18 protein-coding genes are annotated in these 19,973 nt (G+C 67.2%); 11 read left to right on the plus strand and 7 right to left on the minus strand.

The window, feature by feature from the left end; translation table 11 throughout:
* Positions 1–38: 38 nt before the first annotated feature.
* The gene (gene ligD, locus ACJJV6_RS04705) at positions 39–1,283 is read left to right on the plus strand and encodes a non-homologous end-joining DNA ligase (protein WP_009358495.1); all 1,245 of its coding nucleotides are present in this window, start codon (positions 39–41) and stop codon (positions 1,281–1,283) included.
* A gap of 5 nt (positions 1,284–1,288) precedes the next feature.
* Here the strand turns inward: ligD and ACJJV6_RS04710 are convergent, their stop codons facing one another.
* Complete coding sequence (locus ACJJV6_RS04710; protein ID WP_009358496.1) at positions 1,289–1,471, minus strand: hypothetical protein; 183 nt, start codon at positions 1,469–1,471, stop codon at positions 1,289–1,291.
* 343 nt (positions 1,472–1,814) lie between these two features.
* Here ACJJV6_RS04710 and pucL point away from each other — a divergent pair, with 343 nt between their 5' ends.
* Together pucL and ACJJV6_RS04720 are read left to right on the plus strand one after the other, a co-directional pair.
* Positions 1,815–2,729 (plus strand): factor-independent urate hydroxylase, encoded by a 915-nt coding sequence (pucL, locus tag ACJJV6_RS04715; protein ID WP_205753942.1) that lies wholly within the window; start codon positions 1,815–1,817, stop codon positions 2,727–2,729.
* Between the two features lie 153 nt (positions 2,730–2,882).
* Complete coding sequence (locus ACJJV6_RS04720) at positions 2,883–4,388, plus strand: nucleobase:cation symporter-2 family protein (RefSeq protein ID WP_407710061.1); 1,506 nt, start codon at positions 2,883–2,885, stop codon at positions 4,386–4,388.
* A 130-nt stretch (positions 4,389–4,518) separates the two neighbouring features.
* Here the strand turns inward: ACJJV6_RS04720 and ACJJV6_RS04725 are convergent, their stop codons facing one another.
* The gene (locus ACJJV6_RS04725; protein ID WP_407710062.1) at positions 4,519–5,274 is read right to left on the minus strand and encodes an IclR family transcriptional regulator; all 756 of its coding nucleotides are present in this window, start codon (positions 5,272–5,274) and stop codon (positions 4,519–4,521) included.
* A gap of 210 nt (positions 5,275–5,484) precedes the next feature.
* On the opposite strand from ACJJV6_RS04725, the gene ACJJV6_RS04730 reads away from it, so the two are divergent.
* Genes ACJJV6_RS04730 through ACJJV6_RS04750 form a run of 5 tightly spaced genes read left to right on the plus strand, consistent with a single transcriptional unit; the run spans position 5,485 to position 11,861 of the window.
* Positions 5,485–6,930 (plus strand): NAD-dependent malic enzyme, encoded by a 1,446-nt coding sequence (locus tag ACJJV6_RS04730; RefSeq protein WP_407710063.1) that lies wholly within the window; start codon positions 5,485–5,487, stop codon positions 6,928–6,930.
* A gap of 34 nt (positions 6,931–6,964) precedes the next feature.
* The gene (gene aceB, locus ACJJV6_RS04735) at positions 6,965–8,563 is read left to right on the plus strand and encodes a malate synthase A (protein ID WP_407710064.1); all 1,599 of its coding nucleotides are present in this window, start codon (positions 6,965–6,967) and stop codon (positions 8,561–8,563) included.
* A gap of 3 nt (positions 8,564–8,566) precedes the next feature.
* Complete coding sequence (locus ACJJV6_RS04740) at positions 8,567–9,844, plus strand: DUF6986 family protein (RefSeq protein ID WP_407710065.1); 1,278 nt, start codon at positions 8,567–8,569, stop codon at positions 9,842–9,844.
* 15 nt (positions 9,845–9,859) lie between these two features.
* Positions 9,860–10,672 (plus strand): bifunctional allantoicase/(S)-ureidoglycine aminohydrolase, encoded by an 813-nt coding sequence (locus ACJJV6_RS04745; protein ID WP_407710066.1) that lies wholly within the window; start codon positions 9,860–9,862, stop codon positions 10,670–10,672.
* A 40-nt stretch (positions 10,673–10,712) separates the two neighbouring features.
* Positions 10,713–11,861 carry a serine hydrolase domain-containing protein gene (locus tag ACJJV6_RS04750; protein ID WP_407710067.1) on the plus strand — a complete coding sequence of 383 codons (1,149 nt, stop codon included), beginning with the start codon at positions 10,713–10,715 and terminating at the stop codon, positions 11,859–11,861.
* Here the strand turns inward: ACJJV6_RS04750 and ACJJV6_RS04755 are convergent.
* Positions 11,858–13,039, minus strand: a complete 1,182-nt coding sequence (locus tag ACJJV6_RS04755) for a zinc-dependent alcohol dehydrogenase (RefSeq protein WP_407710068.1) — start codon at positions 13,037–13,039, stop codon at positions 11,858–11,860. The two genes, ACJJV6_RS04750 and ACJJV6_RS04755, sit on opposite strands and share 4 nt — an antisense overlap.
* A gap of 168 nt (positions 13,040–13,207) precedes the next feature.
* Here ACJJV6_RS04755 and ACJJV6_RS04760 point away from each other — a divergent pair, with 168 nt between their 5' ends.
* Complete coding sequence (locus tag ACJJV6_RS04760) at positions 13,208–13,456, plus strand: hypothetical protein (RefSeq protein ID WP_133348155.1); 249 nt, start codon at positions 13,208–13,210, stop codon at positions 13,454–13,456.
* A 5-nt stretch (positions 13,457–13,461) separates the two neighbouring features.
* On the opposite strand, the gene ACJJV6_RS04765 is transcribed toward ACJJV6_RS04760, so the two are convergent.
* From ACJJV6_RS04765 to ACJJV6_RS04775, 3 genes are all read right to left on the minus strand, one after another.
* On the minus strand, positions 13,462–14,172 hold the full coding sequence (locus tag ACJJV6_RS04765; protein WP_407710069.1) for an HAD family hydrolase: 711 nt from the start codon (positions 14,170–14,172) through the stop codon (positions 13,462–13,464).
* Complete coding sequence (locus tag ACJJV6_RS04770) at positions 14,172–14,462, minus strand: DUF1508 domain-containing protein (protein WP_133348152.1); 291 nt, start codon at positions 14,460–14,462, stop codon at positions 14,172–14,174. The genes ACJJV6_RS04765 and ACJJV6_RS04770 overlap by 1 nt, the downstream gene beginning before the upstream one ends.
* Before the next feature lie 72 nt (positions 14,463–14,534).
* Positions 14,535–16,388, minus strand: coding sequence for a glycoside hydrolase family 15 protein (locus tag ACJJV6_RS04775; protein ID WP_133348150.1), 1,854 nt, complete (start codon positions 16,386–16,388; stop codon positions 14,535–14,537).
* Positions 16,389–16,460: 72 nt separating this feature from the next.
* Here ACJJV6_RS04775 and ACJJV6_RS04780 point away from each other — a divergent pair, with 72 nt between their 5' ends.
* Both ACJJV6_RS04780 and ACJJV6_RS04785 read left to right on the plus strand, forming a co-directional pair.
* On the plus strand, positions 16,461–17,192 hold the full coding sequence (locus ACJJV6_RS04780) for a DUF72 domain-containing protein (protein ID WP_407710070.1): 732 nt from the start codon (positions 16,461–16,463) through the stop codon (positions 17,190–17,192).
* Positions 17,193–17,272: 80 nt separating this feature from the next.
* Positions 17,273–18,379 carry an App1 family protein gene (locus ACJJV6_RS04785; protein WP_407710071.1) on the plus strand — a complete coding sequence of 369 codons (1,107 nt, stop codon included), beginning with the start codon at positions 17,273–17,275 and terminating at the stop codon, positions 18,377–18,379.
* Positions 18,380–18,392: 13 nt separating this feature from the next.
* Here the strand turns inward: ACJJV6_RS04785 and ACJJV6_RS04790 are convergent, their stop codons facing one another.
* Positions 18,393–19,940: a glycoside hydrolase family 1 protein gene (locus tag ACJJV6_RS04790; RefSeq protein ID WP_009358508.1), complete on the minus strand. Its 1,548-nt coding sequence runs from the start codon at positions 19,938–19,940 to the stop codon at positions 18,393–18,395.
* Between the last annotated feature and the right edge of the window lie 33 nt (positions 19,941–19,973).

The raw sequence follows: 19,973 nt of genomic DNA on the forward strand, positions 1-19,973 counted from the left end.
CCTATCCCGCGGGATCACATCGTTGCTAGCGTGGCCGCATGACTCCGTCAAAGACGCCGGCCGAGATCCTGGACATCGATGGTGAAGAGGTCCGCATCTCCAGCCCGGACAAGGTGGTGTTTCCGCAACCCGGCCTGACCAAGCTGGACCTGGTGCGGTACTACCTGGCGGTTGCCGACGGCGCGCTGCGGGGTGCGGGCGGCCGGCCGATGGTGCTCAAGCGGTTTCCCAAGGGCATCGGTGAGGAACCGTTCTTCCAGAAGCGCGTGCCGGAAAACCACCCTCCTTATATAGACACCACAACGCTGCACTACGCATCGGGGACGTCGGCGGAGGAAGCAGTCATCCGGAACGCGGCCGGCCTGGCCTGGGTCATCAACCTGGGCTGCCTGGACCTCAACCCGCATCCGGTCCGGGCGGAGGACCTGGAGCACCCCGACGAACTGCGGGTGGACCTGGACCCCATGCCGGGCGTGGACTGGTCGCAGATCGTGGACGTCGCCTATGTGGCACAGGAGGTGCTCGACGACGTCGGGCTGGCGGGATGGCCGAAGACCAGCGGATCGCGGGGCCTGCACATCCTGGTGCGGATCGCCCCGCAGTGGTCCTACAAGGACGTGCGGCTCGCCGCCGAGACCCTGGCCCGCGAAGTCGAGAACCGCGCGCCGGGGCTGGCCACGGCGCGGTGGTGGAAGGAAGAGCGCGGCGAAAGCGTGTTCGTGGATTTCAACCAGAACGCCAAGGACCGGACGGTGGCCTCCGCCTATTCGGTCCGGGCACTGCCGGATGCGCGGGTCTCCACCCCGCTGTCCTGGGATGAGGTCCGGTCGGCACGGCCGGAACAGTTCACGGTGCCCACCATCCTGGAGCGCTTCGCGGCCATCGGCGACCCGCACGCGGGCATCGACGACGCCGTTGGTTCCCTTGACGGGCTGCTGGCCCTCGCCAAGGAGCTGGGTCCCGCCGAGAAGGCACCGCGGGGAGCCAACGGCTCCGGCCGCCGGCAGTCAACAATGCCGCTGATCGAAGTGGCCCGGACCCGGACCAAGCCGGAGGCCCTGGCGGCGCTGGACGAATGGAAAACCCGGCACGCCGCCGTCGTCCCTTCCCTCACCCCGGCCGACGTGCTGGTGGACGGGATGCGCGGCTCAAGCTCGCTCTGGTACCGGGTGCGGGTGAACCTGCAGCACGTTCCCGAGGCGGAGCGGCCGCCGCAGGAAAAGCTCATCGCCGATTACGACCCCTGGGCCGGGAAGGAATGGCCCGGGCGTCCGGAATCCTGACGGCGTCAGCGGCGGTTGAAGCCGGGCAGCGCGTGGATCCAGCGCGAGAAACGGCTGGGCTCGTGGACCCGGTCCTCGGGCACGTAGAAATCCGGATCGATGCCGCCGCCGCGCGGGAGGTAGAACTCCTGCTCGGAAGGTTGGGCCGCGGGTGCCGGTGCTGTTGCGGTCTTGTCCTGCTGGTACATCCGGTCCTCCTCTGTTTCGTATCGCGGAAAGCAAATTCTGCTCTGTGAAAAGAGTACGGGCGTTGCCGCCGGGGCGTCAATGCCTCCGGCGACGGGCCGGGAGTCCCGCCGGTCACAAAACGAATTTTGGCGTTGTGATGTACACCACCGGATTGCGGGGGTACGCTGGAAGGCAACTCGTGGCGCACGTCACGTAACCTGGGAGCAGCAGGCAGGGTCGTAATGAGCTGGCATCAATGGATGCCGGCTCTTTTTTGTTGGGTCGGCTCCACCGGAAACGCGCCAGAAACGCGCGCTTAATTTCAGTGATGGAACCTTGGTTCCACTTACCGGAGATTGGGAAATGACCATGAGCAGCAAGATCATCCTCGGCGAAAACCAGTACGGCAAGGCCGAAGTCCGCGTCGTCAAGATCACCCGCGACACCAACCGCCACGAGATCGAGGACCTGAACGTCACCTCGCAGCTGCGGGGAGACTTCACCGCGGCCCACCTGGAGGGCGACAACGCCCACGTGGTGGCCACGGACACCCAGAAGAACACCATCTACGCCTTCGCCCGCGACGGCGTCGGCTCCCCCGAGGCCTTCCTGCTGCGCCTTGGCGAGCACTTCACGTCCAGCTTCGACTGGGTCACCGGCGGCCGCTGGGAGGCCGAGTCCTACGCCTGGAACCGCATCCAGGCACACGGCAGCGAACACGACCACTCGTTCGTCCGCAACGGCCAGGAAGTCCGGACCGCAGTCCTGGTCCGCGACGGCGCCACCACCCACCTGGTCTCCGGGCTCAAGGACCTGACCGTCCTGAAGTCCACCCAGTCCGGCTTCGTCGGCTACCCGCGGGACCGCTACACCACCCTGCCGGAAACCACGGACCGCATCCTCGCCACGGACGTCTCCGCCCGCTGGCGCTTCAAGACCGGCACCGATTTCAGCACCCTTGACTTCAACAAGAGCTACGACGACGTCAAGGGGCTCCTGCTCGAAGGCTTCACCGAGAAGTACTCCCATGCCCTGCAGCAGACCCTGTTCGACATGGGCCAGAAGGTCCTGGAGGCCCACAGCGAGATCGACGAGATCAAGTTCTCCATGCCCAACAAGCACCACTTCCTGGTGGACCTCACCCCGTTCGGCCTGGACAACCCGAACGAGGTCTTCTACGCGGCGGACCGCCCGTACGGCCTGATCGAGGCCACCGTCCAGCGCGAGGATGCCGCCCCGGCCCCCGCAGCCTGGTCGGGCATCGCCGGCTTCTGCTAGACCCTGCATTTTCCGGTGGTTGAGCCGGTCGAAACCCGGTTTCGACAAGCTCAACCACCGGTGGTTGAGCCGGTCGAAACCCAAGACTTACCCCCGTTAGCCAGACACAGTTAGCCAGACGATGACGTCTGCCATGAACCCAGAAAGTCTGCCATGAACACCAAGAAGAAACTGGCCGCCGCGGCCGCCGGTAAAGGGGCCCAGCAGGCCCGGCCCGAGGACCAGCGGCTGTCGATCGGAAGCACCTTCGCCTACGGCTTCCAGCACGTCCTCACCATGTACGGCGGCATCATCGCCCCTCCCCTGATCATTGGCGCGGCGGCCGGCATGAGCTCGCAGGACATTGGCCTGCTCATTGCGGCCTGCCTGTTCGTCGGCGGCCTCGCCACCATGCTCCAGACCGTCGGTGTTCCGTTCTTCGGCTCGCAGCTGCCGCTGGTCCAGGGCGTCTCCTTCGCCGGGGTCTCCACCATGGTGGCCATCGTCCACGGCGGCGGCGGGATCCAGGCGGTGTTCGGATCGGTCATCGCCGCGTCGCTGATCGGCCTGCTGATCACGCCGCTGTTCTCGAAGATCATCCGGTTCTTCCCGCCGGTCGTCACGGGCACGGTCATCACCACTATCGGCCTCACGCTGATGCCGGTCGCGGCCAACTGGGCCATGGGCGGCAACAAGGCCGCCCCGAATTACGGCAGCATGGCCAACATCGGCCTCGCGGCAGCCACCATGGCCATCGTCCTGCTCCTCAGCAAGGTGGGCAGCGCCGCAATCTCCCGGCTGTCCATCCTGCTCGCCATGGTCCTGGGCACCCTCATCGCCTTCGTCTTTGGCATGGCCGACTTCTTCAAGGTGGGCCAGGGCGAAATCGTCGCCTTCCCCACCCCGTTTGCCTTCGGCCCGCCGGTCTTCGAGATCGCTGCCATCATTTCAATGCTGATCGTCATTCTGGTCACCCTGACCGAAACGTCCGCTGACATCATCGCCGTGGGCGAGATCGTGGGCACCAAGGTGGACTCCAAGCGGATCGGCGACGGCCTCCGGGCGGACATGCTCTCCAGCGCCATCTCCCCGCTGTTCAACTCCTTCACCCAGAGCGCCTTCGCCCAGAACGTCGGCCTGGTCGCCATCACGGGAGTGAAGAGCCGCTTCGTGGTCAGCGCCGGCGGCCTGATCCTGGTGATCCTCGGCCTGCTGCCCGTCCTCGGCCGGGTGGTCGCAGCGGTTCCCACCCCCGTCCTGGGCGGCGCCGGCGTCGTACTCTTCGGAACCGTGGCAGCCAGCGGCATCCGCACCCTGGCCAAGGTGGAGTACAAGAACAACATGAACCTGATCATCGTGGCGGCTTCCATCGGGTTCGGCATGATCCCCATTGCCGCCCCCGCCTTCTACGACCAGTTCCCGGCCTGGTTCGGCACCATCTTCCACTCCGGCATCAGCTCCGCCGCCGTGATGGCCATCCTGCTGAACCTGCTGTTCAACCACCTGAAGGCCGGCAACTCGGAGAACCAGTCCGTGTTCGTGGCCGGCACCGAGCGCGTGGTCCGCGAAGAGGACCTGAAGTGCCTGGCCGACGGCGACCGCTTCGAGGGCGGCAAGCTCATCGACTGCGACGGCAAGGAAGTCAAGATCGAGTCCTCCGCCAAGGCCTCCGACCACTGACCCCACAAGCAAGCGACGGCGGCCCGCACCTTTTCGCCAAAGGTGCGGGCCGCCGTCGAACGCTCCCCACCCGCCCCCTAACCTCGCAAGCTCGGCCAGGGAACCCTGCGGGCGTGGACCCATCAAATGGTCAGGAGCGGTTGAGCTCCGCGGAGATCGCTTCGGCCGCCTCGCGCAGGACGGGAACAGCCTTGTCGGCGAAGTGCTCGTCCACGCGTGACACCGGGCCGGAGACCGAAATGGCCGTGGGTGTGGGGGCATTGGGCACGGCCATGGCAAAGCAGCGCACGCCGAGCTCCTGCTCTTCCTCGTCAATGGAGTAGCCGCGCTCGCGGATGAGCTTCAGGTCAGCGAGGAGGTCGTCGATATCGCCGATGCTCTTGGACGTGGGCGTGGGCATGCCGGCACGGGCAACGATGCCGCGGACCACGTCGTCGTCGAGCTGGGCAAGGATGGCCTTTCCGACGCCGGTGGCGTGGGTATGCGCCCGGCGCCCCACCTCGGTGAACATGCGCATGGAATGCAGGGACGGCACCTGCGCCACGTAGATGACCATGTCCGAATCGAGCACCGCCATGTTGGAGGTCTCGCCGAGCCGGTCAACCAGGGTCTTGAGCTGCGGTCGGGCCAGGGCGCCGAGCTGCTTGTTGGCCCCCTCGCCCAGCCGGATCAGGCGCGGGCCCAGGGCATAGCGGCGGTTGGGCAGCTGCCGGATGTAGCTCAGGGACACGAGGGTGCGCAGGAGCCGGTGGATGGTGGGCAGCGGCAGGTCCGTGGACGAGGACAGCTCACTGAGCGTGACGTCGCCGCCGGCGTCGGTGATCAATTCCAGAAGTTCGAAGACGCGCTCAACGGACTGCACGCCTCCGGCGGCTTTCTCAGCCATAACCAAGTCTCCTGTGGCTCGGATTCCGACAAGTCTTATCCGCATCGTGAAAAGAGTTGCCCTAGTTGTTTCAAGATACAGCACGGGCCGCGCGGATGCGATCAGTCACAAACAGGGCTTGTCTTTCCACAAAGTAGATAATAATATCCATAATACGAAAACATTCGAGTTGATCAGCAGCCCGGACACGGCCCAACAGGAGGACATTCAATGGCGAACCCCAGCCCCGGAAATTCGATCACCCTGCGCGTGGAAGCACCGTCAAGCTTCAGCGCCACCAGCGAACTGGCCGCAGCCGTCGGAGCAGCGGGCGCCGCCATCACGGCACTGGACGTCAGCGAGTCGCACCACGAGACACTGGTTGTGGATGTCACCTGCAACACCACCGACGACGCGCATGCCGCGCGGGTCAAGGACGCCCTGAACGCGCTCGACGGCGTCACGGTCCAGCACGTCTCGGACCGCACCTTCCTGATGCACCTGGGCGGCAAGCTGGAGGTCGTCCCCAAGGTGGCCCTGCGCAACCGCGACGATCTTTCCCGCGCCTACACCCCCGGCGTCGCACGCGTCTGCCTCGCCATCGCCGAGGACCCGGCAGCGGCCCGCAACCTGACCGTCAAGCGCAACACCATCGCAGTCCTCACGGACGGTTCGGCCGTCCTGGGCCTGGGCAACATCGGCCCCGCCGCCGCCCTTCCCGTCATGGAGGGCAAGGCCGCGCTGTTCAAGCAGTTCGCCAACGTGGACGCCTGGCCGGTTTGCCTGGACACCCAGGACACCGAGGAAATCATCATGATCGCCAAGGCCATGGCGCCGGTCTACGGCGGCATCAACCTGGAGGACATCGCCGCTCCCCGCTGCTTCGAGATCGAGAACCGGCTCCGCGAGGAACTGGACATCCCGGTGTTCCACGACGACCAGCACGGCACCGCGATCGTCACCCAGGCCGCACTTGTCAACGCCCTGCGCGTGGTGGGCAAGAAGCTCTCCGAGGTGAAAATCGTGGTCTCGGGCGTCGGCGCCGCCGGCTCCGCCATCATCCAGCTCCTGAAGGCCCAGGGTGCTCAGCACATCATTGCCGCCGGCCGCTCGGGCGCCATCCACGCGGGCGAAAAGTACGACGACGAACACCGCACCTGGATTGCCGCGAACACCAACCAGGACGGCTTCTCCGGCAGCCTCCACGACGCCCTCAAGGGAGCCGACGTGTTCATCGGCGTCAGCGCCCCGCACGTCATTGGCGAGGAGCAGGTGGCCTCCATGGCCGAGGACGCGATCGTCTTCGCCATGGCCAACCCCACCCCGGAGATCGACCCCGTCATCGCGTCGAAGCACGCCGCCGTGGTGGCCACCGGCCGCAGCGACTTCCCGAACCAGATCAACAACGTCCTGGCCTTCCCGGGCTTCTTCCGGGGCCTGCTGGACGCCGGGGCAAGCGACATCACGCCGGAGATGCTGGTGGCCGCGGCCGAGGCAATCGCCAACCGGGTTGCTGACGACGAGCTCAATGCCAGCTACATTATCCCCAGCGTCTTCGATCCCCATGTGGCCGCCGACGTGGCTGCAGCAGTGGCAGCGGCCGCCCGTTCCGCCAACGTGGCAACCAAGGGCACGGATGCCGCAGAGGTTCCCGTGGCCGCCCTCGCCAACGCCTGACCGCCCGACTTCCAGCCATAGGAAAGGACCAGAAATGGCCATCACCGTCACAGATCCCCGGCCGATCAACCGCGCCGAGGAGATCCTCACCCCCAAGGCGCTGGCTTTCGTGGAGGAGCTTCACAAGCGCTTTGCCGGAACCCGCAACGAGCTGCTGGCCGCCCGCGCCGCCAAGCGGCAGCGCGTCGCCGAGACCGGAAAGCTGGACTTCCTGCCGGAAACCCAGACCGTGCGCGACGGCGACTGGAAGGTCGCGCCGGCACCGGCAGCCCTGCAGGACCGCCGGGTGGAAATGACCGGACCGGCGTCGCCGGCAAAGATGGCCATCAACGCCCTGAACTCCGGCGCCAAGGTGTGGCTCGCGGACCTTGAGGATGCCAGCACCCCCACCTGGGGCAACGTCATCGACGCCATCCTCAACCTCCGCGACGCCGCGCAGGGCACCCTGAGCTACACCTCCGATGAGGGCAAGGAGTACCGGCTCCGCACCGACGCGCCGCTCGCCGTCGTGGTGGCCCGCCCCCGCGGCTGGCACATGCAGGAAAAGCACCTGCTGATCGACGGCGAACCCGCGGTGGGTGCGCTGGTGGACTTCGGCCTGCACTTCTACCACGTTGCCAAGCAGCTGGTCCTCAACGGGCACGGGCCGTACTACTACCTGCCCAAGATGGAGAGCCACCTCGAGGCCCGGCTCTGGAATGACGTGTTCGTCTTCGCGCAGGACTTCCTGGGCCTGCACCAGGGCACCATCCGCGCCACTGTGCTGATCGAAACCATTCCGGCCGCCTTCGAGATGGACGAGATCCTCTACGAGCTCCGGGACCACGCCTCCGGCCTGAACGCCGGCCGCTGGGACTATCTGTTCAGCCTCATCAAGTACTTCCGTGACGCCGGCGAAGAGTTCGTCCTGCCGGACCGCGCCTCGGTGGCCATGACCGCGCCGTTCATGCGCGCCTACACTGAACTGCTGGTCAAGACCTGCCACAAGCGCGGCGCTTTCGCCATGGGCGGGATGGCGGCCGTCATTCCGAACCGCCGCCACCCGGAGGTGACCGAGGCCGCCTTCGCGAAGGTCCGGGCAGACAAGACCCGCGAGGCGAACGACGGGTTCGACGGCTCCTGGGTTGCCCACCCGGACCTGGTTCCCACCTGCCGCGAGGTCTTCGACTCGGTGCTGAGAAGCAAGCCCAACCAGCTGGACAAGCAGCGCCCGGAGGTCAACGTCACCGCAGAGCAACTGCTGGACGTCTCCTCCGCCGAAGGCCAGGTCACCGAGGCCGGCCTGCGGTTGAACCTCTACGTGGCCGTGGCCTACACCGCCGTCTGGCTCTCCGGCAACGGCGCAGTGGCCATCCACAACCTGATGGAGGATGCCGCCACCGCCGAAATCTCCCGCTCCCAGGTGTGGCAGCAGATCCGGAACAAGTCGGTCCTGGCGGACACTGGCAACACCGTGACCAAGGAACTCGTGGAGCGGATCCTGGGCGAGGAGACCGAACGGCTCCGCACCGAATTCGGCGACGAGGCGTTCCGGCGCTACTACCAGCCGGCCAGCGAACTCATCGCGGACATCTGCCTCTCGGACGACTACACCGACTTCCTCACCACCCCCGCCTACGAACTGGTGGGCTGAGGCATGCCCGCAACACCCAAGCCCTCGCTCACCCCGGGGGACCTGGCGCACATCGACGGCCAGCTGGCCGCAACGGACCGGCTCCTGGAGCACAACTACCCCGGCGACGACGGCTCCCGGCAGCCCGTGCACACGGTGTACGTGCCCGCGGACCGCTTCACGCCGTCGCTCGCTGCCGAATGGGGCGCCGAAGCGAAGGCGGCCGTTGAGGCCCACGGCGGCTTCGGAAAGCTGGGGAGCCTGCTGGGCCAGGAGCCCGGCCTCGCCGAGGCCGTCGCCTCCCGGGTGGAGGCCAAGCTGGCCTCCGAACCCATCGAGGACCTGCGGCTCGACTTCGAGGACGGGTTCGGGGACAGGGGCGACGACGCCGAGGACGCCGCCGCGGTAACGGCGGCTTCCGCGGTGGCCGCCGCAGTGGCGGCCGGGTCCGCTCCCCCGTTCATCGGCATCCGGTTCAAGTGCTTCGAAGCGCCCACCCGGGCCCGCGGACTGCGCACCCTGGACCTGTTCGTCTCCGGCCTGGCCGCCGCCGGCGAGCTGCCCGAGGGGCTGGTCCTCACCCTGCCCAAGGTGACCACCGTGGCGCAGGTCCAGGCGATGGACTACGCCGTGTCCCGGCTGGAGCAGGTGCACGCGCTGCCCGCCGGCCGGCTGCGCTTCGAGGTCCAGGTGGAAACGCCCCAGCTCATCCTGGGACCGGAGGGCACGTCGCCGGTGGCGCAGCTGCCGCACGCCGTGCCCGGCCGGATCAGCGGCCTGCACTACGGCACCTACGACTATTCGGCGTCGCTGCAGATCTCCGCGGAGTACCAGTCCATGGAGCACCCCGTGGCGGACTTCGCCAAGGAGGTCATGCAGCTCGCGGTGGCCGGCACCGGCATCCGGCTTTCTGACGGCTCCACCAACATCATCCCCGTGGGCGACAACGTGGAAAACGCCTGGCAGCTGCACGGCCGGCTGGTCCGGCGGTCCCTGGAACGCGGCTACTACCAGGGCTGGGACCTGCACCCTGCCCAGCTGCCCAGCAGGTTTGCCGCGACGTACGCCTTCTACCGGCAGGGCCTTCCGGCCGCCGCGGCCCGGCTGCGGAACTATGTGGAGCAGACCGAAGGCGGGGTCATGGACGAACCCGCCACGGCCCGCGCCCTGGCAGCGTTTGTCCTGCGCGGCGTCCAGTGCGGCGCCGTGGGGGCCGACGAGGTCCAGGCGCTGGCCGGCGTCGGACTTTCCCGGCTCACCGCGCTGGCCCACCCGAGGCTCGCCACCACCTCCAACTCCTAAGCAAAGGAATCCCTTATGGGCAAGTACTACACACCCACCGGCGGGCTGCCGCCGCAGACCCACCTCACCACCGAGCGCGCCATCGTCACCGAGGCCTACACGGTGATCCCGAAGGGCGTGCTGACGGACATCGTCACCTCCAACCTGCCGGGCTTCAGCAACACCCGTTCGTGGATCATCGCCCGCCCCATCTCCGGGTTCGCCACCACGTTCTCGCAGCTGATCGTGGAGATCGGCCCGGGCGGCGGGGCACCGCGGGCCGAATTCGAGGAAGGCGTGGAGGGCGTCGTCTTTGTCACCAAGGGCAAGCTCAACCTGACGCTGGACGGCGAGCTGCACCAGCTTGAGGAGGGCGGCTACGCCTACCTGGCCGCGGGCGCGCAGTGGGGACTGGAGAACGTCTCGGACGACATCGTGTCCTTCCACTGGATCCGCAAGGCCTACGAGCGCCTGGAAGGGTACAAGGCCAAGTCCTTCGTCACCAACGAAAAGGACGTGGAGCCGACGTCGATGCCGGACACCAACGACGTCTGGAAAACCACCCGCTTCACCGATTCCAACGACCTGGCGCACGACATGCAGGTCAACATCGTGACGTTCCAGCCCGGCGGCGTGATCCCGTTCCCCGAAACCCACGTCATGGAACACGGCCTGTTCGTCCTCGAGGGCAAGGCCATGTACCTGCTGAACAACGACTGGGTGGAGGTGGAGGCAGGCGACTTCATGTGGCTCCGGGCCTTCTGCCCCCAGGCCTGCTACGCCGGCGGCCCGGGCGAGTTCCGGTACCTGCTCTACAAGGACATGAACCGCCAGGTAAAGCTCACCTAGTCCCGCCTAACTGACTGGCAGTTGGGGGAAAATTGGTGGCATGGGTACGCGCCGGGGCGGCAGGGGGTGGCAGCGCACCGCCGCTGCCCTGTGCGCCGCCGTGCTCGTGGCCGCCGTCCCGGGCTGCATCGGCCCGCCGGAGCCGCCGGACCGGAACAAGCCCGCCGCCATCGCGCTGCTGGAGGCTTTCAGTTCCAGGATGGTCGACGACGGCGCCCCGGCAGTCCTCTTCGACGTCACCAGCGGCGGGGACACCTGGACCCACGCCGCCGGGGTCCGGACTTTGGCGGCGCGGGAGGCGGCAACGGCGGCCGACCCCGTCCACATCGGCACCATCACGGAGTCCATGGTGGCTGTCTCCGTGCTCAAGCTGGTGGAGGAGGGCAGGCTTGACCTGGACGGCCAGGCCAGCGACTACCTGCCCGAGTTCGGCGCCGTCCTGAAGCCGCCCGGCCCCGTCAGTGTCCGGCAGCTGCTGACACATGAATCCGGGCTTCCGGACTTCTCCCTCCCCCTGCTGGCGTCCGGACGCTGGGAGGAACTGGCGGGCCGGCCGCTTCCCCTCGAACAGCAGCTGGGCCTCGCCGCCACCGTTCCGTGGGACGGCAGGCTGGCGCGGATCTTCGACTACTCCCGCTCCAACTACGCGGCGCTTGCCCTGATTGTCGAGCGGCTCCGCGGCCAGGACATCGGGCGGGTCCTGGCCGCCGACATTGCCCGCCCCCTTGGACTGACGGCAACCACGCTTGGCGGCCCACCGCCCGCCGGCATGGTGCACGGTTACGTCACTATCGAGGGCACGCCCCAGGACGCGGCCGCCCCCGCCTGGCTGGCTGAGGCTCCTTCCAATGGAGCCGTGTCCACCGTGCAGGAAGTGAACAGGTTCTACGCCGCGCTGCTGCAGGGCAGGCTGCTGGACCCTGACACCGTGACCGCCATGAAGGGCGGCTACTCGCAGTACTACGGTTTTGCCCTGCGGCGCTGGAACAACACCTGCAACAACCGCTTCTACTACGGGCTTCCCGGGGATGTGGACGGCTACGGAACGGTCGCCATGACCAGCGAGGACGGCAGCAAGCAGCTGGCCATGACCGTGGCCTACCCGCCCGGACCGCCCACCCTCGGCGTGAACCCGCTGCTGTTCGAGATGCAGGAGGTGGCGCAGGAGGCCATGAACAGCCTCTGCTAGGCGCCCGGGTTCAGGACCACCTTGATGCAGCCGTCCTCCTTCTTCTGGAACTTTTCGTACAGGGCAGGGGCACCTTCCAGGCCTGAGCGGTGGGTGACCAGGTCCATGACGCCCAGCGGATCGGCGTCGTCCTCCACGAGCGGCAGCAGGTCATCGGTCCAGCGCCGGACGTTGCACTGACCCATGCGCACCTGGATCTGCTTGTCGAACAGGGTCAGCATCGGCATGGGGCTCGCCTGCCCGCCGTACACGCCACTGAGCGAGATGGTCCCGCCGCGGCGCACGGCGTCGATCGACGTGTGCAGGGCAGCCAGGCGGTCCACGCCGGCTGTCTCCATCGCCTTCTGGGCCAGCTTGTCCGGCAGCAGGCCCAGCGCCTGGTGCGCGAAGCCTGCCACCGGCGAGCCATGTGCTTCCATGCCGACGGCGTCCACCACCGCGTCAGGGCCACGGCCGGAGGTCATCTCCCGCAGATCGTCCGAAATGGTCTTCGTGTAGTCGAACACCTCCACCCCGTGCCGCGCCGCCATCTCCCGGCGCTCCGGGACGGGGTCCACGCCCACCACGCGGAGGCCGTGGTGCACGCCGATCCGGCTGGCGAACTGGCCCACCGGCCCCAGGCCGAACACAGCCAGGGTGCCGCCCGGCCGGACGTCCGCATACTCAACGGCCTGCCAGGCCGTGGGAAGAATGTCGGAGAGGAACAGGTACCGCTCGTCGGGAAGCTCTGTTCCCACCTTCACGGGGCCGTAGTCCGCGTGCGGGACGCGCAGGTACTCGGCCTGCCCGCCGGGAACCGAGCCGTAGAGCTCCGAGTAGCCGAAGAGGGCCGCTCCTGAACCCTTCTCCTTCACCTGGGTGGTTTCACACTGGGACTGCAGGCCCTGTTCGCACATATAGCAGCGGCCGCAGGAGATATTGAAGGGCACCACCACGCGATCCCCGGGGCGAAGATTGGTGACGGCGCTGCCCACCTCTTCCACGATTCCCATCGGTTCGTGGCCGATCACATCGCCTTTGTGCATATAGGGGCCCAGCACCTCGTACAGGTGCAGGTCCGAGCCGCAGATCGCCGTCGAGGTAATGCGCACGATCGCATCGGTAGGCTCCTGGATCACCGGGTCCGGTACTTCCTCGACGCTTACCGAGCGTTTTCCTTGCCAGGTCAGTGCTTTCACAGTTTCCCTTTCTCTCCTGGTCTTCCCGAGGGGCGGAAGCCCGTCCTTCGACGCTAACGGCTTGGGCTGAAAAAAGTAAGCAGGCTGATTAAATACTTGTCGTCCCGGCCGGGGGCTTCTAGCGTAGGAAGGGCCAGCCCAAGCCCGTGCGAGTGAAAGAGGAACACCATGTCGCTGTACCAGCCGGAACCGGTCGAGATCTCCACGCGCATGCGCCCGGGCGAATGGACGGAAGAGAGCCTTGAGGCGCTGGTCGATTCCTACCGCACCAGGATCCTGGAGATGGGCGCCAGCGCGGCCGATATCGTAACGGACATTGACCGCAACGACGACGGTTCAGTAAAGGTCAACGTGTCCTGGGCCAAGCCCGCCGATGCCGGGGACGAGGATGCGGTCACGGGCGGGCAGACGGTCTGAGCGCCCTAGGACTCCTGCCGCAGCAGGCGGCCGATGGCGCTTGATCCAAGATTCTCCAGCAGGTCCCGTGGGCCCTCATAAACCTCCACAGCGCCGGCGTCACGCAGTTCTGCGGCGTTGATGCCGCCGCAGGTGACCCCCACCGGAGGGATGCCCAGGGCCGCGGCGGCCTTCATGTCCCAGACGGCGTCGCCCACGAAGACGGCATTCCGGGGCGCCACGCCGATCGTTTCAAGGGCCGCGACCAGGATGTCGGGGGACGGCTTGCTGTTCTTTGCGTCGTTGGCGCTGGTGGCACCGTCGATGAAGGGGTCGGCGGCCAGGATGCCCTTCATGACCTGCAGGTCCTTGTTCCGCGCCGAGGAGGCGAGCGCAACAGCAAGCCCGTCCTCGTGGCAGCGGGCCAGCAGGTCCCTGGCGCCGTCGAAGGCCCGCAGCGACGGCCAGTGGGAGGCATACAGCGCGCCGTGGCTGGCCATCACGTCCTTGTCCGCCTCCCGGTCCCGGTCCTGCGGCAGGAGGTTGTCCACCAGGCGGTCCCCGCCCATGCCCACGAAGTGGTGGATGGAGGCCATGGGGATGTCATACCCCTGCTGGCGAAAGGCTCCCCACCAGGAGATGGTGTGGATGTAGGACGAGTCGATCAGCGTCCCGTCGACGTCAAAGAGAACCCCCCGGCGCTGCCCGCCAGGGGGTGACGTGCGTGGCGGGACCATCAGCCCACCGCTGCCCGCTTGGCCTCCGGCGCCTTCTTGTGCCGGGCCGCGGATTCCTTGGGGGTGCTCACGGGCCGCACCCGGTCCCGGATCACAGTTCCGGCTCCATCGTGGCTTTTGTCCCTGATCAGGCCGGTGCCGGCGATTTCGCGGGCCATCGCAACACCCGCCGCGGCAGCCCGCTTGGTGGGAAAGGTCACCGAGATCGCCATCAGGTTCCCGGCCCCATCCAGCATCCGGACGCGGTAACCGCCGTCGGGCGCGTCCACGAGCTCAAAATACCCGGCCATAAAAAATCAACTCCTCCGTCAGTCACGGCACTGTGCTTTTGGGAGCACTCCATGAGGTGTTAGTAAGTATACTTATCTATTCTGCGAAGGAGAAGCCGTACCCCTGCCGGCGCCGCCTCTGCGCCGTTCCGCCGACTCCGGCGGAATGGGGGTATCACTCCGGCGAACCGTATCCTGATGCAGCTCCAAAGCGCTAGTCACAAGGGCGAAGTGGCTGAAAGCCTGCGGAGTATTCCCCAGCTGGCGGCCGGCCTTGACCGCCCACTCCTCGCTCAGCAGCCCCACATCGTTCCGCAGCTCCAGCAGGCGTTCGAAAAGCTGCCTGGACTCCTCGTGCCGGCCCGCCCCCAGGAGTGCTTCCACCAGCCAGTAGGAGCAGGCCAGGAAGACGCCCTCGTCACCCGGCAGCCCGTCGTCGCTCTCGGCCGGGCGGTAGCGCAGCACGAAGCCGTCCTCGGTCAGCTCGCGCTGGATGGCCTCGATGGTTCCGATGACGCGCGGATCGTCCGGCGGCAGGAACCCTACGCGCGGGATGAGCAGGAGGCTGGCGTCCAACTCAGGCCTCCCGTAGGACTGGACGAACGTGTTGCGGGCGGCGTCGAACCCGTTGGCCATGACGTCGCGGTGGATGGTGTCCCGCAGCGTCTCCCAGCGTTCCACGGGACCCGGCAGCCCGGATTCGCGGACACCCTTCACCATCCGGTCCGCGGCCACCCAGGCCATCACCTTGGAATGCGTGAAGTGACGGCGCGGGCCACGCATCTCCCACAGCCCGTTGTCCGGCTGGTCCCAGATGGTCTCCAGGTGCTCCATCAGGGCGCACTGCAGGTCCCAGGCCTCGTCCGTGTGCTTGAGCAGCGAGTTGCGGGTCAGCGCCAGGCAGTCCAGCACCTCCCCCCAGACGTCCAGCTGCAGCTGTTCCGCGGCACCATTGCCGATCCGCACCGGGGATGAGTTCTCGTAGCCTTTCAGCCAGGACAGCTCCATCTCTGGCAGCCGCCGCTCGCCGTGGATCCCGTACATGATCTGCAGGTCCGCGGGATCACCGGCGACGGCGCGCAGCAGCCAGTCCCGCCAGGCGGCGGCTTCGGCGCTGTATCCGGCGGCAAGGAGCGCCTGGAGCGTCATGGTGGCGTCCCGCAGCCAGCAGTACCGGTAGTCCCAGTTGCGCGGGCCGCCCAGCTGCTCCGGCAGGGAGGTGGTCACTGCCGCCACGATTCCCCCGGTCGGCGCGTAGGTCAGGGCCTTCAGCGTGACCAGCGAGCGCAGCACGGCCTCCTGGTATTCGCCTTTGACGGTGCACTGCGACGCCCAGCCGCGCCAGAAGGCATACGTGGTGGCCAGGACCTTCTCGGCGTCCACGGTATGGGGCCGGCCCACGTGGCTGGGCGCCCACGTCAGCACGAACGGGATCCGCTCGCCTGCACTGACGGTGAACTCGCTGATGGTGTGCATATTTTCACTTTGGAGGGGCGCGGGGGTGACGAAGTAGACGGCGTCCGGGCCCGCAATGGCGTGCAGCCCGTACTTGTCCCGGCGGACCCAGGGAATGATGTGCCCGTAGTCGAAGCGCATGACCAGTTCGCCGCGCATCTTCACGCTGCCACTGACGCCTTCGACGATGCGGACGATGTCCGCCACCGCATCACGGGGCGGCATGAAGTCGATGACCCGCACCGTTCCCTCGGGCGTTTCCCACTCCGTCTCCAGGATCAGGGTGCCGTCCCGGTAGCCCCGCCGCGTGCACGGCCCGCCGTCCCGCGGCGCCAAAAGCCAGCGGCCGGCGTCGGGCGTGTCCAGCAGCGCGCTGAAGCAGGCGGGGGAATCGAAACGTGGCAGGCACAGCCAGTCGATGGAGCCCTCGTTGCTCACCAGGGCACCGGTCTGCAGGTCCCCCACCACCGCGTAATCCTCTATTCGCGCCATGACCTTACACTGCCATAAGTGGTGTCCTTCGGGAGGCCCGAAGGAAGGCACAATTCGGTGTAGCCTGCAGGGGTGGCAGTCCATATCGGCACGTCAGGGTGGAGCTACGACCATTGGGAGAACGTCCTCTACCCGCCCGGGCTCCCGGTGAAGGCCCGGCTCCAGCACTACGTTGCGCGTTTCAACACCGTCGAGCTCAACGCCAGTTTCTACCGCTGGCCCAGGGACACCACCTTCGCCGGCTGGAACCGGCGCCTGCCCCCGGGGTTCAGCATGTCCGTCAAGGCACCCCGCGGCCTCACCCATGCCAGGAAGCTCTACTCCCCCGAGGTGTGGCTGGAGCGGATCGAACGCTGCTGGCATGAACTCGGAGACAAGCGTGCGGTCCTGCTGGTCCAGCTGCCGCCGCAGATGGAACGCGACGATGCCCGGCTGGACTACTTCCTGGCCGCAGTTCCGCCCTGGATCAAGGTCACCGTGGAATTCCGCCATCCCACCTGGGACAGCCCGGAGGTGTTGGCACTGCTCGAACGGCACAACGCCGCCTACTGCATTATGAGCGGCGCCAACCTGCCCTGCCTCCTGCGCACTACGGCACCATTCGCCTACGTCAGGCTGCACGGTCCGGACCACCAGCACCTGTACGCAGGCTCCTACTCGGACGCCGACCTGCACTGGTGGGCGGACAGGATCCGAGGCTGGGCGGCCGACGGCCTGGATGTCTACGCCTATTTCAATAACGACGGCGGCGGCAACGCAGTACGGAACGCGGAGGCCCTGCGCGGCATCCTTGGGACGGGCTGACGCGGGAGGGCAGCACCAGGGAGCGGCGTCACGTTACCACGGGCTCCTCGCCGGCCGGCGCCCTGTGGCAGAGTGGAGCCATGGACACCGCGCCGCAGGATTCGCACCGGAACCCCGCCACCCCTTCCAGCCAGGCCGCGGACAGCGCGCCCGGGCTGTCCGGCAACCAGGTTTTCCGCCTTGCCCACAAGATCTCCGACACCTTCAACGGCGTCCGGATCAAGGTGGCCAAACGCTGGGATTTCGTGCCGCAGACCATCGCCTACCAGGGATACGGCTCCACCACCCTGGTCCGCGTGCTGGGCCGGGTCCTGATGACGCAAAAGCCGCGGCCCGGCAGCAAGGCCGAAACCGCGGCGAAGAACGGCAACCAGAACATCCGCGGCTGGCGGGCATTCACCGGGGTGCCGCTGCAGTTCACCGACGTCGAAATCACCATCGGCGATGTTGTCACCCACGTCCGCGCGGACCGGGGCGGGCTCATTGACACCGAGGTCAGCGTCCAGCTGACCCCCGGCTGGCACACCGCCGTGCTGCGGGCTGAAGGAACCGAGCCTGCCGAGGCCCTCATCCAGGTGATCGCCCCCGACGTGAAGTTCGGCATCGTTTCCGATATTGACGACACCGTCATGGTCACTGCCCTGCCGCGTCCGTTCCTGGCCCTGTGGAATACCTTCGTGCTCAACGAACGCGCCCGCATGGCCACCCCCGGCATGGCCGTCCTCCTGGACCGGCTGACCATCGAACACCCCGACGCGCCGGTGATCTACCTGTCCACCGGCCCGTGGAACGCCGCTCCCACGCTGGCACGGTTCCTGACCCGCAACATGTACCCGAAGGGTGCCCTGCTGCTGACGGACTGGGGGCTGACCCACGACCGCTGGTTCCGCAGCGGGCAGGAGCACAAACACCGCAACCTGGATCGGCTGAGCAAGGAGTTCCCGGACATGCGGTGGCTCCTTATCGGCGACAACGGCCAGCATGACGAAGCCATCTATTCGGGCTTCGCCAGCGAAAACCCGGACAAGGTGGCGGCCATCGCCATCCGCCAGCTCTCCGTCAGCGAGTCCGTGTTTGCCGGCGGCCACTCGGAGGACGGCGACCACACCGCCTCCAAGGTCCCATGGATTTACTCCCCGGACGGCGCCGGAATGGCCAAGCAGCTGACCATGCTGGGAATGCTCTAAGCCCGGCGCAGGCTCAGGCGCTGGCACCCAGCGGGGACACGCCGTCGTCGGGCGCTTCCGTTTCAAACTCCTCCGGCACCACAGCCTGCGCGATGGCGGCACCTGCGGCCACGGCCAAGTCGCGTTCCTCGATCAGTTCCTGGAGCCAGAAGTACGAGGCCTTGGGCGTCCGCTCCAGCGTCTCGAAGTCCACGTGCAGGAGCCCGAACGGCTGGTTGTACCCGGCGGACCACTCGAAGTTGTCCAGCAGCGACCAGACGTAGTATCCGCGCAGGTCCACCGACTCCGCCTCGCCGCCCGGGGAGGTTGCCCGCAGCGCCGTCTCCAGGTGGTCCGAGAGATACTTCAGCCGGCGCTCGTCCGGGATGAACCTGGTATTGGTGGACTTGTCCCGGACAATGATGTCCTCGAAGCTGGCACCGCCCTCGGTGAGGATCACCGGCGGCAGGTTGGGATACCGCTCCGCCATCTCCTTCAGAGCCACCGCCATGTACTCCGGCTTCACCGGCCAGCCGTAGGACGTGATGTCCGCTTCCGGCCAGGTCTCCACGTGGAACGGGGTACCGCCGCTGCCGGCCGCGCTGAGGTCACTGCCCATGGCTTCGGCCATGCTCGCGGGCACTGCGCCGCCACCCGGGCCCACCGCCACCTTGGTGGGCATGTAGTAGTTGAGCCCGTAGAAATCCAGCGGCTGGGAGATAACCGCCATGTCCTCCTCGGGGTGCTCGAAGGAGGAGAAGAACTTGGCCGCCCGGATCAGGTCCGGGTATTTGCCGGTGAGCACCGGGTCCGCGTAGAGCCGGTTCTGGGCGAGGTCCATCAGCCCGGCGCTGATGCGGTCCAGCGGATTGATCGAGTTCGGCACCATGGGCGAGTAGACATTGGTCATGCCGATTTCGCCCGGCACCTTGGCGGCCCGCAGTGCCTGCACGGCCAGACCGTGCCCCAGCAGCTGGTGGTGGACCGTGGGGAAGGCCCCCAGGAGCAGCTCCTTGCCGGGCGAGTGCAGGCCAAGGGAGTAGCCGTTGGTGCTCACGGTGGCAGGCTCGTTGATGGTGACCCACCGGGCCACCCGGTCACCGAAGGCCTCGGCCAGGATCCCGGCGTACTCCCCCAGCCGGTACGCGGTGTCCCGGTTCAGCCATCCGCCCGCCTCGTCCAATGCCAGCGGGGTATCCCAGTGGTAGATGGTGGCCATGGGCGAGATTCCGCTGGCCAGCAGCTCGTCCAAAAGCCGGTCGTAGAAGGCCAGCCCCGCCTTGTTGGCCGGTCCGCTGCCGGTGGGCTGGATCCGCGGCCAGGCGAAGGAGAACCTGTAGGAGTCCACGCCCAGCTGCTTCATCAGGGCCACGTCCTGGGGCATCCGGTGGTAGTGGTCGCAGGCCGTGACCGGGCTGTGGCCCTCCACGATGGCGCCCGGCTTCGCGGCAAACACATCCCAGCCGGCGGGCCCGCGGCCGTCCTCGTCCAGCGCCCCTTCGATCTGGAAGGCGGCGGTGGCAACACCCAGGGTGAAGCCGGGAGGGATGAGAGCTGCGAGTTCCTTGGCGGTGATATGCATGGGCGGGCCTTTGTCACAGTGGATAAGTACGTC

The organism is Arthrobacter nitrophenolicus (assembly GCF_045833485.1).
Lineage (GTDB): Bacteria > Actinomycetota > Actinomycetes > Actinomycetales > Micrococcaceae > Arthrobacter > Arthrobacter nitrophenolicus.